This window comes from Cocleimonas sp. KMM 6892, assembly GCF_035798195.1.
GTDB classification, from domain to species: Bacteria; Pseudomonadota; Gammaproteobacteria; order Thiotrichales; family Thiotrichaceae; genus Cocleimonas; species Cocleimonas flava.
Window position 1 is genome coordinate 466,506 of record NZ_JAPFBV010000001.1, and the last position, 19,284, is coordinate 485,789.

Consider the following 19,284-nt stretch of genomic DNA (forward strand, 5'->3'; position numbering starts at 1 on the left):
ATTAGTAGACTAGATTCACCCGATCATCACCCAGGGCTTTTTTCAGTAACTTGATATCTTCGTCTGCCAATGGCGCGCTGACATCAGGCCCAAGGCGCAATTCTGCCTTTTCACTATCCGTTTCGTAGCTAATGAAAACAGGGCACTGACCACCAGCTTCACCATCGTGCGTTTTCGTTGGCAACAACTCATCGAGCTTGTCCAGCAGTCCGTTGGCGGTCTGGCTTTTATCGACACTCAAGGTGAGTCGACGCAAAAAGCTATTTCTCGCACTCTGGATATCGTGCAAGGCCTCGATACGCAAACGTACTGCGCCAGTGGCATAATCGGAATTTAATGAGCCCTCGACAACCAGCACTTCTTCTTTTTTGATCAGATCTTCGTATTGCTCATAGACATTACTGAAGATAAAGATTTCGTAGTAGGAGGTTTTATCATCCAGAGTAACAAAGGCGCGCTTGCCTCTATCTGTAGTTTGAGTACGAATGGCAGAAACCAGACCAACCAGAGTGATTGGTTTTTTCGAATAACGGGTACGCCCGTCGTCTTCCGCCATTTGCTTTAGACTTCGCGAACGAAGCTGCTCAACTTCTTCTTGATACGCATTGATTGGATGACCCGTAATGTACAAACCAATCGCGTCTTTTTCGTAACGAAGTCGAATTTTCTCGTCCCACTCTTCCAGGTGCGGCGTCACTTTTTCATCTTGCTCTACGGCTATCGAACCACCAAACAGATCGTTTTGACCGACATCATCATCGCGATGTTGCTGACTGGCGATACGTACGATTTCTGGTAATCCTTCCATCAAACTACGACGGTTAGTGCCTAATTTGTCAAACGCTCCCGCACGGATTAGCGTTTCTAAAATACGCTTTGAGATCTTTCTCGATTTAACACGCTGGCACATTTCAGCCATCGATTTGAATGGGCCATTTTTATCTCGCTCTTCGATGATCTCAGCGATAGCGCTTTCACCAGCGCCTTTGATAGCACCCAAGCCGAAAATCACATTGCCTTCATCTTCACTGATAAAACGATAATGCGAGCGATTAATATCCGGCGCCACAACATCCAAACCAAATTGCAGACAGTCATCGACGAAGGTCACAACCTTCTCGGTGTTATCCATATCTGCCGACAATACCGCCGCCATAAATGCCGCAGGATAATGCGCTTTCAACCAAATCGTTTGATACGAAACTAAAGCGTATGCTGCCGAGTGAGATTTGTTGAAACCATACTCAGCGAATAACTCCATCAAATCGAATATTTCTGTCGCGTTGGCTGGCTCAACGTTATTTTTGGCCGAACCTTCCATGAAGATTTCACGCTGTTTAGCCATTTCTTCGGGTTTCTTCTTACCCATCGCACGACGCAACATATCAGCGCCACCGAGCGAGTAACCTGCAAGCACCTGTGCGATCTGCATTACCTGTTCCTGGTATACGATTACGCCGTAAGTTGTGTTCAGGAGCGGCTCTAAATCAGGGTGCTGATAGGTAACTTTCTGGTCACCTTTTTTACGCGCAACGAAGTCATCTACCATGCCCGACTGCAATGGCCCCGGACGATACAACGCCACCAATGCGATGATATCTTCAAACACATCTGGCTGAAGTCGCTTGATCAGCTCCTTCATTCCGTGTGACTCCAGCTGGAAAACCGCGGTGGTTTTTGCCGCACGTAATAAGTCAAATGATGCCTGATCATCCAGTGGAATATCTTCTATGCGAATCGGTGCTTCGCCTTTCTTCTCTTTAAGAGTATTAATACTCTTTACTGCCCAGTCGATGATTGTCAGGTTTCTTAGACCCAAGAAATCGAACTTAACCAGGCCCACCGCTTCTACGTCATCTTTATCGAATTGCGAAACAATGCTTCCGCCTTCTTCACAATACAGCGGGGTAAAATCGACCAGACTGCTTGGCGAGATCAAAACACCACCCGCATGTTTACCCGCGTTTCGGGTTAAACCTTCGAGCTTTAATGCCAGATCCATCAGGGCTTTAACTTCTTCATCCTGTTCGTACAGATCTTTTAAGTCTGGCTCTTGATCCATCGCTTTGGTAAGCGTCATCTTCATTTCGAATGGAATCAATTTGGCGATGCGATCGACAAAACCGTAAGGATGATTCAGGATTCGACCACAATCACGTACCACCGCTTTTGCCGCCATCGAACCATAGGTGATGATTTGCGATACTTTATCTCGACCGTATTTTTCGGCCACATATTCTATCGTCTTTTCGCGTTTATCCATGCAGAAGTCGATATCAAAATCGGGCATTGAGACACGCTCAGGGTTCAAGAAACGCTCGAACAGCAAATCATATAAAAGTGGATCAATATCTGTAATTTTTAAGGCATAAGCGACAAGTGAACCCGCACCAGAACCACGACCCGGGCCGACAGGAATATCATTGTCTTTAGACCATTGAATAAAGTCGGCAACGATTAAGAAATAACCGGGGAAACCCATACCATTGATAACGTCTAGCTCAACCTGCAGACGCTCATCATAAGGTTTACGTTTTTCGGCAAACTCTTCAGGGTTGTTTAGTACGCTTTCATCAAAGATATGTGGCCAGCGTTCTTCCAGGCCTTTTACTGATTCTTGTGCAAAGAATTCGCCTTCTGTCATTCCCTCAGGAATCGGGAATTCTGGTAAATAGTTTTTACCCAGAGTCAGCTCAACATTACAGCGCTTAGCGATTTCAATGGTGTTTTCCAGCGCTTCGGGAATATCCGAAAACAACTCTTCCATTTCCGCCGCACTACGCAGGTATTGCTGATCGCTATAGTGTTTCGGACGCGTCTTGTCGTCCAAGGTATAACCGCTGTTAATACACACACGTGCTTCGTGCGCTTCAAAATCATCCTGAGTCAGAAAACGCGCATCATTGGTCGCGACCACAGGAAGTTCGTTTTCAGCAGCAAGCGCTACGGCAGCATGCAAATACTCATTTTCACCCGCTCTGCCGGTGCGCTGTAATTCCACATAATAACGATCGGGGAAAACACTTTTCCAATCATTGATTAGCTTCTGCGCCAGCTCTTTATTACCCGCTAATAGTGCATGTCCCACATCGCCCTGACGACCGCCTGAAAGCATAATAACGCCGTCGCTGGTTTCTTTAATCCAGTCGCGTTGTACACGTGGCACGCCGAGTTTTTGGCCTTCCATATAGGCACGGGAAATCAGCTTCGTAACATTTTTGTAACCCGCATCGTTCTGGCACAGCAGGATCATGTGATAAGTCAAAGTATCGTCTTCTTCATCGACAAGCATCACATCCACGCCGAAGATTGGCTTAATACCAGCCCCACGTGCCGCACGATAAAACTTAACCATACCGAACAAGTTATTCTGATCCGTCATCGCCACCGCAGGCATACCGCCCTCTTCCACGACGGGCATCAACTGTTTGATGCGAATGGTACTATCGACTAGTGAATATTCGGTGTGTAAACGAAGATGGACAAAGGACATTAAATAACTATACCAGCAAAAAAAGGGCTATAAGTAGGGGGGTGTGTTTAGGGAGATAGTATATCTAATTTTAAGTAATTTTAGGATATTAAAAATGACACCCCCCTACTTTTAGGCAGTTTTTATTCGAAAAAAACTGAAACAATCAGGGCTTATATGCTTGATAATAATAACAAACATTAGATCAGGTAAGCGCTATGTCTTTGCTGGAAACTGTTAAACAATTTTTTACCCGATTATTTGGCTTAAACGACACCGCGGTTGACTTAAAACCTCTGAGTAATGAGCTACGAACCTTCCTCTCCCAAAATGTTTCTTTTTACGCTGCCTTGAATGAGACAGAAAAAAGCGTATTCGAACAACGAGCCGGGATATTTTTACAAACCACTCAAATTATAGGTCACGATGTTGAGGTAACTGAGCAAGATAAGTTGCTGGTTGCATCTGCCGCTATCATGCTCGTTTGGCGTTTTCCTGATTGGTATTATGTGAACTTACACACGGTGTCTTTGGTGTCTGGTTCGTTTAATGAGCATTCACAATTCGGTCAACCGGATTCGGGCATTCAAGGCATGGTCGGAACTGGTGCAATGAGAGGGCAGATGATTTTAAGCAAGCCCGCTTTGCATTATGGTTTTTCCAACGATCGGGATAAAAAGAATGTGGCGCTGCATGAATTTTCGCATTTACTGGATACTGTCGATGGTGGTCTAGATGGCTTTCCTGAACGCTTATCGGACAATGTGTACTCTGTACCCTGGTTAGATTTAGTTAGAAAAGAAATCGACAAAATTCATCGCAAGCAAAGCAATATCAGAGACTACGGCGGGACAAACCCAATGGAGTTTTTTGCGGTTGCTACAGAATACTTTTTTGAAAGACCCAGTATGTTATGTCGCAAGCACCCTGAGGTTTACGAGACTTTGAAATCTTTCTATCGTCAGGATGTTGCCGCCATTGCAAAACAGATTAAACCCAGAAAAAAAGCGCCTTGCCCATGTGGCAGTGGCAAACGCTATAAGCGATGTTGTTACGTTAGCAGTCATTCCTAGTTTGATTGTGTAAGAGCACGGATATCAAAGCGCAAGATTATCTAAATCGATGAGATAACGGAGAGGAGATAAAAAAGTGCCCCAAAGGTGGGGGGTGCCTTTTGAACGTTAATGACTGTTAATTTTCCATGACTTGCCTGAGATAGGCATTTATTGGCGGTTAACTTAATTTTTATTTAACCATACAGTAAATAAAATCAACCAAAACATATTGCAAATCTGTTAAAATATAAAGTCTAAACAAGCATTGTCATGCTTGCTGATACATCGTTTTAAATACTTTTTGAGGATTTTATGGCGATAAAGCCATTAATTTTTAAGTCCCATAACATTGTTCTCTCTATAGACAAAGTTACGCATTTTAACGCCCACATTCTATCGGGTTAGAAATAGATTCATGAATCACAATCGAATCAGCGAGCTTTAAGTACTATTTGAGTACTACCCTAAACGGTTAACATCTTTGAAGAAATTCAATGACTGCTCGCATTTTTACAAAACGAGTATCAAATCTTTGAAGGTAAACTCCATTGTTTTCAGCATTAAGAAAGTCTCTATCTAGCAAGCCCACTTATTCCGATTTTCAATCAAATATACTTGCCGGCTTAACGGTTGGTGTTATTGCGCTGCCGCTTTCTATGGCACTTGCCATAGCCAGTGGTGTACCGCCGCAACATGGTTTGTACACGGCGATTGTTGCCGGTATTGTGATCGCCATTAGTGGTGGCTCTAAGGTTAATATATCTGGTCCTACTGCGGCATTTGTCGTTGTGTTACTTCCTATTGTTCATCAATTTGGTATTGGCGGATTGCTGGTGAGTGGTTTTATGGCGGGTATTATTTTGATACTCATGGGTGTCGGCAAGCTGGGGAAACTGATTGAAATAGTCCCTTATCCCGTTGTCATAGGCTTCACCGCAGGCATTGGTGTCGTAATTGCCACTTTCCAGATCAAAGATTTTTTAGGGCTCGATATAGAAGCGCTGGATGGCGATTATCTGGAAAAGCTTTCTCTCATCATACATGCCTTGCCGAGTGTTGACTGGCAGGAACTATTGATCGGTGGGCTCACTATTACCACCTTATTGTTGTGGCCGCGCTTGCATTCAAAAATTCCGGGGCACTTGGTAGCGTTACTATTAGGGTCTGTGGTTGCTTGGTTACTCAGTCAAATGAGTCAGGATTTTTCAGTAGCGACGATCGGCAGTCGATTTCATTATGATACCAATGGCGTGACTGGCAATGGTATCCCTCCCTTTCTGCCTGCCTTTGACTGGCCCTGGAACTTGGCCGGAGCAGATGGCAAACCAATTGGCATTAGTTTTGAACTGGTTAAGCTACTGCTACCTTCGGCAATCACTATTGCGATTTTAGGGGCGCTTGAATCACTGCTATGCGCCGTTGTGGCGGATGGCATGTCGGGTAAAAAACATAACCCGAATGATGAATTGATTGGTCAGGGCATTGGTAATTTAATTGCACCTTTATTTGGCGGTATTCCTGCCACGGCAGCGATTGCACGTACCACCGCCAATATAAAAGCAGGCGGCACATTGCCCTTATCTTCAGTTGTGCATGGCTTGTTCATTTTAGCTTCGATACTAGCGCTCACACCCTTGCTTGCTTATATCCCAATGGCTTCGATGGCGGCTTTACTATTGGTCGTTGCATGGAATATGAGTGAAGCGAAGCACTTTATTAGAACCATAAAAATCGGCCCTAGAGATGATGTTATCGTGCTGTTGTTATGCTTTATTCTGACCGTACTGTTTGATATGACGATAGCCGTTGCGGTCGGCATGGGCTTGGCGGCGATGTTATTTATTCGCAGAAGTATTAGCCTGACCAACACTACCCGGGTGGAGAAAAACCATGAAGCGTTTAGAGAGCATGGCGAGCTCCCTGATAATATTTCAGCCTATGATATTAATGGCCCATTATTTTTTGGCTCGGCGCAAAAAGCGCTACAGGTTATTTCACAGGTAACGCCGGATGTACGAGTAATTATTCTCGACATGTCCAAAGTCAACTTGCTTGATATGAGCGCCATTATTGCCATGGAATCTATCAAAGACAGTCTTGAGAAGCAGAAAATAGGTTTGGTCATTAATAACTTACAACCGAGAATGATTCTGAAACTACGACGCGCTGGCATCCGATATAAGCCTGGGAGAATTCAATTCTCGAGGACGTTAACGGATGGCGTTTCAATCGCTAAGCAAATGCTTGAGAGCACTGAAGCCCACTAACGATCAAAAAGTGCTGATAACGATAAAACCGATGTTTATCGAGACAAAAGTATAATTATTTAATGCAGCCCCTAAGGGAAGGCATATCCGCATAAATATCATTCATAAGTAGAGGGGCGTCTTTTTTACTTCCAGTAACAGTGTTTACTGTAGTTTGGTGTATTTAAATGTCACCCCCCTACTTTGGGGCATTTATTTTAGGGCATTATTTCTGGGAGATTTATTTATGCCCTTTTTCATTAGTCTTGCGTTAAATAGCTTTCGTTAGCAACCATTCTTTTCTTCAACAGCTCCTCAAAACCATCGACAATTGAATCCTTAACGCTTTGTCTTTCACGCACTAAGGCTGACCACTGTTGCAATACAGGAAAGTCTTTTAGAATATCGACTTGAAAATGCGTTTTGAAAAAATCAGCGCGGATGAAGAAAGGAGCAGAAGCAATATCAACCAATGAAAACGCTTCACCGTTAAACCAAGGCTCTGCCTGTTTGGCTTTTTGAAACCCTTCTAAATTTTTAGTCATTTCTGCAATGACTTTATCCGAATCTTCTTTGGTTTTTGCCATCAATAATTGAAATGTGCCAGAGTAAAGTCCCGAGCTGTATTCTATCCAGGCACGGTTCTTTGCTTTTGTTAATGGGTCCGCAGGGTGAAGCGATGGTGGGTAAACTTCATCAAGGTATTCACTGATGACTGCCGATTCAAATAAAACCTCATCGCCAACTTGCAATACAGGCACTTTACCAGTCGGAGAAATTTCTAAAAACCACTCTGGTGGATTATAAACATCGATAAATTCAATATCGTATTCAACGCCTTTTTCCTGCATTAAAATGACACTACGTTGCACAAATGGACATACGTTAAAACTAATAAGACGTGGCTTTGACATAAGTGTGTACCTGTATTTTTAGGTTAAGTATTGATAAGTTAAGAAATAATCTGCCGATTATTTTTCATTGTTAGTTCTGCTGAACCCGACATTCCAAAGCCTCTTTAACTGGCTTAAAACTTTTGCGGTGTTCGATTAAAGCGCCATACTTGATCAACGCTTCTCTATGTTGTTTTGTAGGATAACCTTTATGACGAGCAAATCCATATTCTGGATGCAATAGATCAAGCTCTGTCATTTCTTTATCACGGGCTACTTTCGCAATAATCGAAGCCGCACTGATAGAGGCAACTTTAGAATCACCCTTGATAATGGTCTCCATCGAGATATCCATATCAATGCCTTTATTGCCATCGATTTTGACGTGATCAGGCAGAATAGATAACCCTTCAACAGCGCGTTTCATTGCCAGCAGACTTGCCTGAAGGATATTAATATCATCTATTTCGTCGACTTCTGCTCTGCCTAAAGCCCAGCAAAGTGCTTTTTCTCTGATTTCTATATTCAGTTCGTTACGCTTTTTCTCGCTAAGCTTTTTCGAATCGGCGAGGCCTTCTATATGCTTTTTCGGGTCAAGAATAACCGCTGCCGCAACTACTGCTCCGGCTAGAGGACCGCGACCTACTTCATCAACACCTGCTACGAACCTTATACTCAAGAGTTTACTCCTTCGGCTTTTGTGTCTTGCAACAAATTATATATAGCTTGCGCTGCTTTTTTGCTGGCATCTTGTGATAGTTGCTTATGGATTTCATCGAACCGATTGAGCATGTGATTTCTCTGAGCTTCATCTTGCAAAAACTGCTGCTCAACTTCGTGAAAGACCTTATCCGCAGTGATATCTTCCTGTATCAATTCTGGTACCAGAAATTCATTGGCGAGATTATTAGGCAAAGTATAGTACTTCGACTTAATCATCTTGAATAAACGTATTATTTTAGCCGTAGTCGGCGTAACGCGATAAGCCGCCACCATTGGCCTGCCAACCAACATCCCTTCTAATACAGCGGTACCTGAAGCCATTAAAATTTGATCTGCCGCCTGCATCACAAGGCGTGATTGTCCGTCGATATAAATGATCGGCACTTCAGGTGCAATTTCCTGCTTTAAGTTATCGAATTCTTGCTTCACTTTTTCATTGATCAAAGGCGCGACAAATGTCCAATCTGGGTGCTTCTGATAAATCAACTTCAAGCCTTTAAGAAAATCAGGCGCGATTCGTTTTATCTCGCCCATCCTACTCCCGGGGAGAACTGCCAGAATAAATGCATCATTGGCTAAACCTAGTTGCTCTCTGGCAACTATCGGTTCTGCATCAACAGGGATTTCATCAGCCAGTGGATGCCCAGTGAATTCTGCTCTAATACCGTGTTTTTTATAGAAGTCGACTTCGAAAGGGAAAAGGGTGAGCATTAAACTCATCGCATTCACCATTTTCTTTACACGACCCTCACGCCACGCCCAGAAAGATGGGCTTACGTAATGAACCGCTGGAATCCCGGCTTGGTAGAGTTTCTTTTCTATTTTTAGATTGAAGTCTGGCGCGTCGATGCCTACGAATAAATCAGGTGGATTTGCAATCCAGTCCTTTATCAATCCATTGCGTAATTTAGTTAATTCAAGATATCGAGGCAGTACTTCGCTGAATCCCATCAGTGACAATCGATCCATCGCGTACATTGTTGTGCAACCTGCTTGCTGCATTTCCTTGCCCGCAATACCTTCGAATGTGGCTTGCGGGTAATGGACTTTGAGTGCTTCTATTAAACGCGCACCTAGAATATCACCAGATGCCTCGCCGGCTATGATTGCGATCCGCATCAGGACTTAGGATTTAATAATATGCGAAAGTAGACGCTGAATTTTTGTTTCAGCTCGAATAATCGCAAAAGGCGCATAGTTATTCTATGCAACGATTTGAGATCATTCGAACTGGAGCAAAAAGACAAGTTATAGTTTTGCATATAATTAATACCCTCAGTCCTTAACGAATAATTCCACGCCCGGCTTGGCTGCGTTGACAAAATTCAGCCATCAACTTGGTGTGAGAATCGTCAGCACTTTCTAATTCTGCAATAGCGTCCGTTAATGATAAATTTTTCAGGTAGAGTTTTTTATATGCTTGCTTGAGGTTCGCGCGTTCTTCAGAGCTATAGCCATGACGCTTGAGCCCTTCGTTATTGATTCCACGAGGTATTCCTGGCGCACCTGTTGCCATCACAAAAGGCGGTAAGTCTTTGCCCAACGCTGTTCCCATTCCAGTAAATGAATGCTTACCCACATGACAGAATTGATGTACCAGTGTAAAACCACCCAAAATGGCAAAATCATGAATTGTGACATGACCTGCAAGCGTGGTGTTATTCGCAAAAATAGTGCTATTGCCTACGACGCAATCATGAGCAATATGCACATAGGCCATGATCCAGTTATCATCACCAATTTCGGTATAACCAATATCCTGTGCTGTACCGCGATTAATGGTACAGCTTTCACGAATCACATTACGATCACCTATGATCAGTGTCGTATTTTCACCTTTGTATTTTTTGTCTTGTGGCTCAGCACCCACAGAAGCAAACTGGAATATTCGATTTTCTTTACCAATGGTCGTCGGGCCTTCGATAACCGCATGCGGACCAATCCATGTGCCACTATCTATTGTAACGCCTGCCCCAATGACGGCATAAGCGGAAACTTCTACGTCATCGGCTAACTCTGCTGAGGGATCTATTATTGCTGTTGGATGAATGCTCATTACTTTTCTGTTTTCGTTGCTACACATTTAATTTCGGCTGAAGTCACTACAACTCCGTTTACACGTGCTTCTGTTTTATAGATCCACATAGGTCCTTTATGACGGATGATCTCTGCATAAAGTTCCAATTGATCGCCAGGTACAACCTGATGCTTAAATTTGACTTTATCAATCCCTGCCAGGACATACAATAAATCAGGCTGCGGGTCATCACCCATCGTTTTAAAACCTAGCAGACCGGTTGCCTGTGCCATTGCTTCTACAATAAGCACTCCGGGCATTATGGGTTTTTCTGGAAAATGCCCATTAAAAAAAGGTTCGTTAATCGTTACATTCTTAATCGCAGTAATAGATTGCCCAGGTTCAAGTTGAACAACCTTATCGACTAATAGAAAGGGATAACGATGAGCAAGAAACTTTCTAATCTCATTAACATCCATAACGGTTTCTTGTACGCTGCTGTTACTTTCAGTCATGATCAGTTTTACTCGCTTTTTGTCGTTGTTATAGTCAGCCTTTTTTCAAGCTCTTTGATTGTTTTAGCCATCTCATCTAAATGTCTAAATCTGGCAGCATTACGACGCCATTTAGAGTTAGCATCAGATGGTATCCCGGAAGAATACACCCCCCCACTTTTGATCGATTTTATTACCATTGATTTACCAGTGATAACAACATCATCCGCGATTTCTAAATGGCCTGATATGGCTGATGCGCCGCCTATTTGACAACGCTTACCAATAGAAGTACTTCCACCTACTACAGTGCCTGCAGCCATAATCGAAAAATCGTCAATGGTAACGTTGTGTCCAATGTGTATTTGACAATCTAGTTTGACGCCTTCTCCAATGATTGTTGCGCCTAACGCAGCTCGGTCGATTGTGCAATTTGCACCGACTTCTACATCATTTTTAAGGATCACATTTCCAATCTGGGGGATTTTGTACCAGCTTTTATCTTTAGTCGGTGCAAAACCAAATCCATCAGAACCTATGACTGCTCCGGAATGAATGATGCAATCTCTTCCAATATTAGTATCAGAATAGACGGTCACGTTGGGATTAATGAGTACATTTTCCTGTATATGTGAGCCTTCACCGATATAACTACCTGCTCCTATCTGCGTATCTTTTCCTATTGTCACCCCTGACTCTATGATCACATTAGCTGCGATATTCACATCAGCGGCGATTTCGGCGTTTTCATGAATGATGGCAGTAGGATGAATAAAGCCTGCTAACTTTTCTTTTGAGTAAATTATTTTGAGTACTTTAGCAAAAGTAAGATACGGATCACTGTTAATGAGCGAATTACCCTCGTATTCTTTTGCCAGTTCTGGCGAAAGAATCACTGCCGATGCATTGCTACTCTCAAGAGCGGGTATGTACTTGGGATTACTGACAAAACTAATTTGCCCCTGGCCTGCATCTTGCAAAGATGCAACCGCATTGATTTCGAGAAGTTTATCGCCATTAACCTTTGAGTCTGTCAATTCGGCTAGGCGTTCTAAATTAACCTTCATTTCGGCTTGTTTTCCGCAGTACTTCGAGCTTGTGTCCCATCCAGTTTATTCTTTAAATACTCTAGTACCAAAGGAGTGATATCGACTGATTGGCTCGCAGAAACATAATCCTGCAATACGATATCTATATTTTGTTGAATTCTTACTTCATCAATAGCTTTGAATACTTCTTTTTGGACATCATCTAAGGCGGAATCACGAGCGAAACGAAGTTCTTCTCTAAAGTCCTGAAGTGACCGGCTACGGATACGTTTTCTAGAGCGGAGCTCTTGTTCTTTTTGACGCTGCAGATTCAGATTCTTTTTGGATTTCTTTATTTTCTCTAGCTCAATTTCTAACTTATTTAATTCATCAAGCTCTAAAGCCAGCTTTTGTTCTTGAGGAGAAAATTTACTTTTCAATTGGGCACTCGCCACTTCTGACTGAGGTGCTTTTTCCATTAAGAAAGTAACATTGACAACGCCTACCGATACAAATTCTTTCGCAAACAAATTGCTACCGGCAAACAGTTGCGCACAAAAAACAAAGGCAATAAACGCCAAGCGTTTACTGCCTTTATTGATTCTATATATAAGCTTATCTCTTAACATGAGACGAATTGTACTAGGTGTGCATTGTTTTTTACAGAGCAACTCTCATTATTCGTTACTCTGTAAACCAATATGCATCTTACAATGTTGAAATTGTCCTAGCACATGCTCAAAATTCGTTAGAAGCTTGCACCAATTGAGAATTGAATTTCTTGTTCATCATCTCCGTCTTTTGCATTAAGAGGTTTTGCATAACTTAAAGTAAATGGACCTAGTGGAGACATCCATGTAGCAGCTAAACCAGCAGAATAACGAATATCATCGACTTCAAATGCGTCGTAGTCAGTGTACACATTACCTGCATCAACAAACGCACTCATACGTAAACCTTTCACATCTGAAGCAAAAGGTACCGGGAATTGAAGTTCTGCTCTTGCATCTACAGCAAAAGAACCACCCATTGGGTCATCATTCGAGTCACGTGGTCCTAAACTATTATTTTCGAACCCGCGAACTGTACTGATACCACCTGAGTAGAACCTTTCAAAGAAAGGTAGTTCAGAAGAGTCACCATAACCGTCACCGGTTTGAATACCACCTTTTATTGCAAAAGTAATATTTTCACTCACAGGGAAATACGATGAACCACGGTATCTTAACTTATAGTATTCGAGATCACTTCCAGGCAAACCTACTTCAAGAGAAATATTGTGTCTTACACCTGTAGTAGGGAACAAGAAACGATCACGAGTATCATGAATATAGCTCAACTTACCTAGAATATTGTCGTAGCTGTCACCGTTTTTCGCAATGAAATCAGTAACGTGATCAGGTGAAGAATCGGTTGTTTCTATCTCTCTATGCTCACCACCGATACTGAAACGTAATGAGTTTTCTTCAGTAAGTGGAATGGTGTAGTTTATATCTGCACCAAAGGTTTTACTGGTGTAGTCTGAGATATCATCTTCGTCTGCATCATCTTCTTCTAGATACACGTTAAAACCACGACCTACACCATCAACTGTATGGTAAGGATTGTTATAACTTAGACGGAAATTCTTGGTTGAGTCACTCTTAGAACCTGCAACAGAAAGACTCTTACCGGTACCCATAAAGTTGTTTTGCGATACACCAATATTAAATAGCAAACCATTGCTCTGAGAATAACCCAAACCTGCATTAAATTGATTTGAAGATTGCTCACTGATGATTACATCTAAATCAACCTGATCACTTCTACCAGCAACAGGCGATGTATTGATTTTTACGCTTTCAACATAAGGCAAACGCTGAAGTCGCACTTTTGATCGATCTACTTTTTCTTTAGACAAGAAAGAGCTTTCTAACTGGCGCATCTCACGACGAAAAACTTCATCCTTAGTACGGAAATTACCGCGGATATTAATTCTTCTAACGTATGTGCGCTGACCTTTCTCGGCCTGGAAAACTAGGTTAACACGCTTATTTACTTTATCAACTTGTGGTAAAACACCAATTCTTGAGAAAGCAAAACCATCTTCACCCATTCTCTTTTTCAGATTATTACGGGTTTCGGCGAGTTTTGTTTGTGAGAATACCTGACCTTCTTTTAATGAGGTCAATTTACTCAATTCTTTGCTACTGATACCTGAGTTACCAGCCACATTGACTTTACCAATTCGATATTGGTCGCCTTCATTGATATTAATATTTACAAAAACTGCGCTTTTATCTTTAGAAAGTGAAACCTGAGTAGATACAATTTCAAAATTCAAATAACCACGGTCACGATAAAAAGACGTTAATGTATCAATATCACCCACTAGCTTTTCTTTAGCGTATTTATCTTTAGAGCTAAATAAGGCGAACTTACTTTTTGGGCCAGATTCTAATAACTTGGTTAAAGTAGCTTCAGAATATGCTTTATTACCGCTGATTTTAATGCGCTTAATTTTAGCGACAGCACCTTCAGTCACTTTTATTTTAACCGCGACTCTGTTTCTCGGTAATTTTTCTATATTCGTTGCAACATCTGCTCCGTAATTGCCACGAGCAAGATATTGTTGCTTTATTTCATGTTGAATGCGATTAAGCGCAGATTTGTCTAAAGGTCTTCCTTTTGCAACTCCGGCTTGCTTTAAAGCAGCTAGTAAGGCGTCATCTTTAATTGCGTTATTGCCTGTTACAGTGATATCACCAACAGCAGGACGCTCATGCACTTTTACTAAAAGCACATTACCTCTTCGACTGACTTTTACATCATCAAAAAAACCTGTTTTATAAAGAGAACGTACAAGATCAGCAGTCATCCTGTCATCGAATTTTTCACCAACCCGGACAGGAACATTACTTAAAACAGTCCCAGCTGCTATTCTTTCTAAGCCACTTACTTGAACATCGTTAAGAACGAAACTATCAGCCCATGCACCATGACTTATTGCAAATAAACAGCCCGCCAATGAGGCTTGAAGTACCTGTTTTTTCATATTATTAACCCTAATCTTATTTTAATCGGTCTATTTATAATTCGTTTTATAATTAGTTTATAAGTCTACCAATATCATTATATATAGCCACTACCATTAGAACACCTACCACACTCATCCCTATGCGCATTCCAATAGCTTCTACCCGTTCTGAAACTGGACTTCCCTTGACCAGTTCGATGATGTAATAAAGCAAGTGACCACCATCTAACATAGGTATAGGCAATAAATTTAGCACCCCAAGACTTAAACTTACAATAGCTAATAGCGTCAGAAAGGCAGAAAATCCGATTAACGCGCTTTTTCCCGCATAATTGGCTATGGTAATCGGACCAGAGATGTTTTTAAGTGACGCTTCACCCGTGATCAGGCGCCCCATCACTTTTAATGTCATTATCGACATATCCCAGGTTTCTACAACCCCGGATTGCAAAGCTTCAAAGAAAGGCGCTTCTCTAATAAAGAACAGGTCGTTTACTTCTTTCTCATCAAATTCTCGAGCAAGACCTACACCAATCAAAGCACGCTGTTGTCCTTCGATTTCTGTTAACTTAGGCGTAAGGACTAGAGTCTTCTGTTCCCCTTGCCTATCTATCAGTAACTCTACAGATTTATCAGCATGCCCACTAATGTACTTAGAAAAATATTCAGTAGAAACAACTGGATTACCATCAACCTTAATCACTTTGTCTTTTACCATTAAACCAGCCTGCTCTGCAGGCTTACCTGGAATAACCGTATTTATAATGGTTGCGTGCGGAGGCTGCCAAAATCCCATGCCAGTTTTAGCAAAGTAGTCTCCTTCATCCTCTAGCAACAAAGTATCACTTAGGTCCAGGTCTCTTGTTGCCGTACTTCCTGACTCTGTTTTTACATGAACTTTTAATTGAGGGTTCTTAAGGTATTCATTCAATAAGGTTAAACGAACCTGACGCATAGAATCAGTTTGTATATCGTTTATTCCTGTGATTAGATCTTTTTTCTCAAACCCAGATTGTGCGGCAGGGGTACTTGCCTGTATATCACCAACATACGGCTTAACAGACTCAATACCCATCATTTGAATGGCAGCAAATGCGGCAATAGCAAAAAAGAAATTAAACATAGGGCCAGCGAGAACGACTAAAAAACGCTTCCAGACAGGCTGAGTGTTAAAAGCGCGATGCTTTTCTTCTTCAGCTACATCACCTTCTCTCTCATCGAGCATTTTCACATAGCCGCCCATGGGTATTGCCGCTAAAACATACTCTGTTTTATCTTTATCTTTGGATTTGTAAGTCCAGATTGGTTTACCAAAGCCGATGGCAAAACGAATAATTTTGATTCCTAGTTTTCGTGCAACCCAGAAATGTCCGAATTCATGTATCCCTACAAGGATAGCGATAGCAACAAGGAAAGATAAAGCCGAAATTAATATTGTCATAGTTTGTAAACTTAATTCTGTAGAAAAATTATGTAAGGTTAGTCAGTAAAAAAATAGGATAAGTTTCAAGAAAAACATAACTAAAAGGTTTAATTATTTTTTTATTGCAACCCTTTGATGTAGCTCTTTGCATGTTTTCGACTGACTAAATCTTGATCAAGTATATCATTTAAATTAGTTGGTGTCCCCGATGAAGCCTGTTCCAGTGCGTTTTCTATGATGGGCGGTATATCTGTGAATCTGACTTTATTATCCAGAAAAGCCTCAACCGCAATTTCATTCGCTGCATTTAACGCTATTGTCGCATAGCCACCTGCATGATGTGCATCATAAGCCAATTGCAAACAACGATATCGTTCGAAATCAGGTTTTTCAAAATTCAACTGAGCAACATCGAATATATCCAACTGCTCTACGCCCGATTCAATTCTCTCTGGATAACCCAGTGCATAGGCAATGGGGGTGCGCATATCTGGATTTCCAAGCTGAGCAATCACAGACCCATCATTGTATGAAACCATGGAATGTATCGTGCTTTCTGGATGAATAACCACTTGAATTTGATCTTCTTTAACATCAAACAGCCAGCAAGTCTCAATGACTTCCAGACCTTTATTCATCATTGTTGCCGAGTCTACGGATATTTTTCTTCCCATTACCCAGTTAGGGTGAGCTACAGCTTGTTCAGGCGTTACGTTAACCAGAGATTCTAGTGTTTTCTGACGAAACGGCCCCCCAGACCCTGTTAACAATATCTTAGTAACGCCGGATTTTTCGTGCAAACCATTTACCAGAGGAGGCATTGATTGAAAAATGGCATTATGTTCGCTATCTATAGGTAGCAACTCTGCACCATATTTATGCACAGTATCCATAAACAAAGCGCCTGACATTACTAAAGACTCTTTATTCGCAAGCATAATGCGTTTGCCCGCTTTTGCAGCAGCCAAATTAGGCAACAGCCCAGCAGCGCCTACAATTGCTGCCATAACATAATCAACTTCATCTAGCGCTGAAACAACTTCTAAAGAATCTTTACCTGCTAAAACTTTAGTGGAAATACCTGCAGTCGCAAGACGCTTATGCAAGAGCTCAGCTTTCTCTTCATTAACCATGACAGCATAAAGCGGCTGATATTCTATGCACTGTTTCTCTAAATCATCGGTACTTTCGTTAGCAGTAAGAGCAATGACTTGATAATCATCTGAATGTCTTGAGATAACATCTAAAGTATTTACGCCAATAGTTCCTGTAGACCCTAAAATACAAATTCCTTTTTTAGAATTCATACTTGAATTGCGCCCCAGAAAATCCCCATGGCAAATATCGGAAGTGCAGCGAGCAGACCATCGACCCTATCTAGAATACCGCCGTGCCCCGGAAGAATATTCCCCGAATCTTTTTGCCCCACTTCTCGCTTCATTAGACTTTCAAACAAATCGCCAGCGACCGACATAACTGCCACGACCATTGAGAGCAAGATAAAATATACCCAGTCTTGAACAGGCAATTCAAAATACCATGCACCAAAAATAGATAAAGTTGAAGCACCTAAGAGCCCTCCCAACATACCTTCTCTGGTTTTCCCCGGACTTAGCTCAGGAGCGAGTTTATTTTTACCAAATGCTTTTCCTGCGAAATACGCACCACTATCTGCCATAGCTACCAATGCTATGAGATAGATAACCAAAGATGGATGAAGCTGGTGCAAGCTTATTAATGCGACCCAGGCAGGAATCAGCACAAAGAACGCAGCAACTCTTAATAACCATTTATTTTCTTTATAGAGAGTCGTTCCTTGCTCATAAATAGCCAGAAGAACCAGTACAAAGGCCCACCAAACAAGACCAAGTACCATGGCTAACCAACGGAAGTCACTCCAGCGATAGAGGAGATAAGACAGTAATAACAACCAAGCCACATACAAGCCACGATGAAAATTCTCTAAAGAGACTAAACGCGACCATTCCCAACCACTGATACTGACAAAAACCAACAGCCCTACCACTGCAAACCAAACATTTGGTAACAGTAATACACATACAAAAACTGCAGCAATTAATACAAAGGCAGTAATAAGTCGTTGCTTAAGCACTGAATCCATTATTTAACCTCATCAATCTAATCATTTTTTTCAGAGACACTTTTATCAGCACTGTTTTTTTCTGCGATCACTTGCTCGCTTGTTTTACCAAAACGTCTCTGTCGAGAGGAATAATCTTCTATCGCTAAATTTAACTCATTTGCATCAAAGTCTGGCCATAAGACATCTGTAAAATAGAGTTCTGTATAAGCCATTTGCCATATCAAAAAATTACTAATGCGTTTTTCACCACCGGTTCTGATAAATAAGTCAGGGTCTGGAATTCCATACGTAGATATATTTTCACAGACATCGTCTTCGGTAATTTCGTCAATCTTTAGATCTTTATCAACAACCTTCTGAGCAATTGATTTAGTCGCCTGAGTCACATCCCAACGACCACCATAATTAGCAGCAACGATCAGTTTCAAGCCATCACTTTCAGCAGTGAGTTGCTCAACCTGCTTAATTTTTTTCTGTAATTTTTCAGAAAATTGTTCGAGATCGCCAACAATCTGGAGTTTCACATTATTTCTGGCCAAGGCTTTTGCTTCGCGCTCCAATGCCAGCATAAACAAAGACATTAAATTTGAAATTTCTTCTTCCGGGCGCTTCCAGTTTTCACTACTAAAAGCAAATAAGCTCAGACACTCAACCTTTAATTCAGCACACGCTTTTACAATATCACGAACCGCTTCCACACCTTTTTTATGACCCATAAAACGTGGTCGATGCTTTGCTCTTGCCCAGCGGCCATTACCATCCATGACAATGGCAATGTGGCGAGGAATTGTTAATTGATCAGTCATATCAAGG

Annotated in this window: 15 protein-coding genes; 2 read left to right on the plus strand and 13 right to left on the minus strand. The window is 41.8% G+C overall.

The genetic code is table 11. From position 1 onward, the window contains the following. Position 1 precedes the first annotated feature (1 nt). Entirely contained in the window at positions 2 to 3,493 is a 3,492-nt protein-coding gene (gene dnaE, locus OO007_RS02125; protein ID WP_325807558.1) for a DNA polymerase III subunit alpha, read from the minus strand. A 197-nt stretch (positions 3,494 to 3,690) separates the two neighbouring features. On the opposite strand from dnaE, the gene OO007_RS02130 reads away from it, so the two are divergent. Then, positions 3,691 to 4,545, plus strand: coding sequence for a zinc-dependent peptidase (locus OO007_RS02130; RefSeq protein ID WP_325807559.1), 855 nt, complete (start codon positions 3,691 to 3,693; stop codon positions 4,543 to 4,545). Between the two features lie 530 nt (positions 4,546 to 5,075). Further along, positions 5,076 to 6,794: a C4-dicarboxylic acid transporter DauA gene (gene dauA / locus OO007_RS02135; RefSeq protein WP_131904385.1), complete on the plus strand. Its 1,719-nt coding sequence runs from the start codon at positions 5,076 to 5,078 to the stop codon at positions 6,792 to 6,794. A 239-nt stretch (positions 6,795 to 7,033) separates the two neighbouring features. On the opposite strand, the gene OO007_RS02140 is transcribed toward dauA, so the two are convergent. The 12 genes from OO007_RS02140 to OO007_RS02195 all read right to left on the minus strand — a co-directional run bounded on the left by OO007_RS02140 (position 7,034) and on the right by OO007_RS02195 (position 19,277). Next, positions 7,034 to 7,687: a glutathione S-transferase family protein gene (locus OO007_RS02140; protein ID WP_325807560.1), complete on the minus strand. Its 654-nt coding sequence runs from the start codon at positions 7,685 to 7,687 to the stop codon at positions 7,034 to 7,036. 70 nt (positions 7,688 to 7,757) lie between these two features. Further along, positions 7,758 to 8,339 carry a ribonuclease HII gene (gene rnhB, locus OO007_RS02145; protein ID WP_325808049.1) on the minus strand — a complete coding sequence of 194 codons (582 nt, stop codon included), beginning with the start codon at positions 8,337 to 8,339 and terminating at the stop codon, positions 7,758 to 7,760. 2 nt (positions 8,340 to 8,341) lie between these two features. After that, a complete protein-coding gene (gene lpxB, locus OO007_RS02150; RefSeq protein WP_325807561.1) occupies positions 8,342 to 9,508 on the minus strand; it encodes a lipid-A-disaccharide synthase in 1,167 nt (388 codons plus the stop codon). Between the two features lie 163 nt (positions 9,509 to 9,671). Further along, on the minus strand, positions 9,672 to 10,472 hold the full coding sequence (gene lpxA / locus OO007_RS02155) for an acyl-ACP--UDP-N-acetylglucosamine O-acyltransferase (protein WP_325807562.1): 801 nt from the start codon (positions 10,470 to 10,472) through the stop codon (positions 9,672 to 9,674). Further along, positions 10,445 to 10,921: a 3-hydroxyacyl-ACP dehydratase FabZ gene (gene fabZ / locus OO007_RS02160; protein ID WP_243651445.1), complete on the minus strand. Its 477-nt coding sequence runs from the start codon at positions 10,919 to 10,921 to the stop codon at positions 10,445 to 10,447. The genes lpxA and fabZ overlap by 28 nt, the downstream gene beginning before the upstream one ends. 8 nt (positions 10,922 to 10,929) lie before the next feature. Next, positions 10,930 to 11,967 carry a UDP-3-O-(3-hydroxymyristoyl)glucosamine N-acyltransferase gene (lpxD, locus tag OO007_RS02165; RefSeq protein ID WP_325807563.1) on the minus strand — a complete coding sequence of 346 codons (1,038 nt, stop codon included), beginning with the start codon at positions 11,965 to 11,967 and terminating at the stop codon, positions 10,930 to 10,932. Continuing rightward, positions 11,964 to 12,557: an OmpH family outer membrane protein gene (locus OO007_RS02170; RefSeq protein WP_325807564.1), complete on the minus strand. Its 594-nt coding sequence runs from the start codon at positions 12,555 to 12,557 to the stop codon at positions 11,964 to 11,966. The genes lpxD and OO007_RS02170 overlap by 4 nt, the downstream gene beginning before the upstream one ends. A gap of 119 nt (positions 12,558 to 12,676) precedes the next feature. Further along, positions 12,677 to 14,962 (minus strand): outer membrane protein assembly factor BamA, encoded by a 2,286-nt coding sequence (bamA, locus tag OO007_RS02175; protein ID WP_131904392.1) that lies wholly within the window; start codon positions 14,960 to 14,962, stop codon positions 12,677 to 12,679. Positions 14,963 to 15,014: 52 nt separating this feature from the next. Continuing rightward, entirely contained in the window at positions 15,015 to 16,385 is a 1,371-nt protein-coding gene (gene rseP, locus OO007_RS02180) for an RIP metalloprotease RseP (protein ID WP_325807565.1), read from the minus strand. Between the two features lie 101 nt (positions 16,386 to 16,486). Further along, positions 16,487 to 17,674 carry a 1-deoxy-D-xylulose-5-phosphate reductoisomerase gene (gene ispC, locus OO007_RS02185; RefSeq protein WP_325807566.1) on the minus strand — a complete coding sequence of 396 codons (1,188 nt, stop codon included), beginning with the start codon at positions 17,672 to 17,674 and terminating at the stop codon, positions 16,487 to 16,489. Then, complete coding sequence (locus OO007_RS02190) at positions 17,671 to 18,489, minus strand: phosphatidate cytidylyltransferase (protein ID WP_325807567.1); 819 nt, start codon at positions 18,487 to 18,489, stop codon at positions 17,671 to 17,673. Before OO007_RS02190 ends, ispC begins: the two co-directional genes overlap by 4 nt. Positions 18,490 to 18,506: 17 nt before the next feature. Then, positions 18,507 to 19,277 (minus strand): isoprenyl transferase, encoded by a 771-nt coding sequence (locus tag OO007_RS02195; RefSeq protein WP_325807568.1) that lies wholly within the window; start codon positions 19,275 to 19,277, stop codon positions 18,507 to 18,509. Positions 19,278 to 19,284 lie beyond the last annotated feature (7 nt).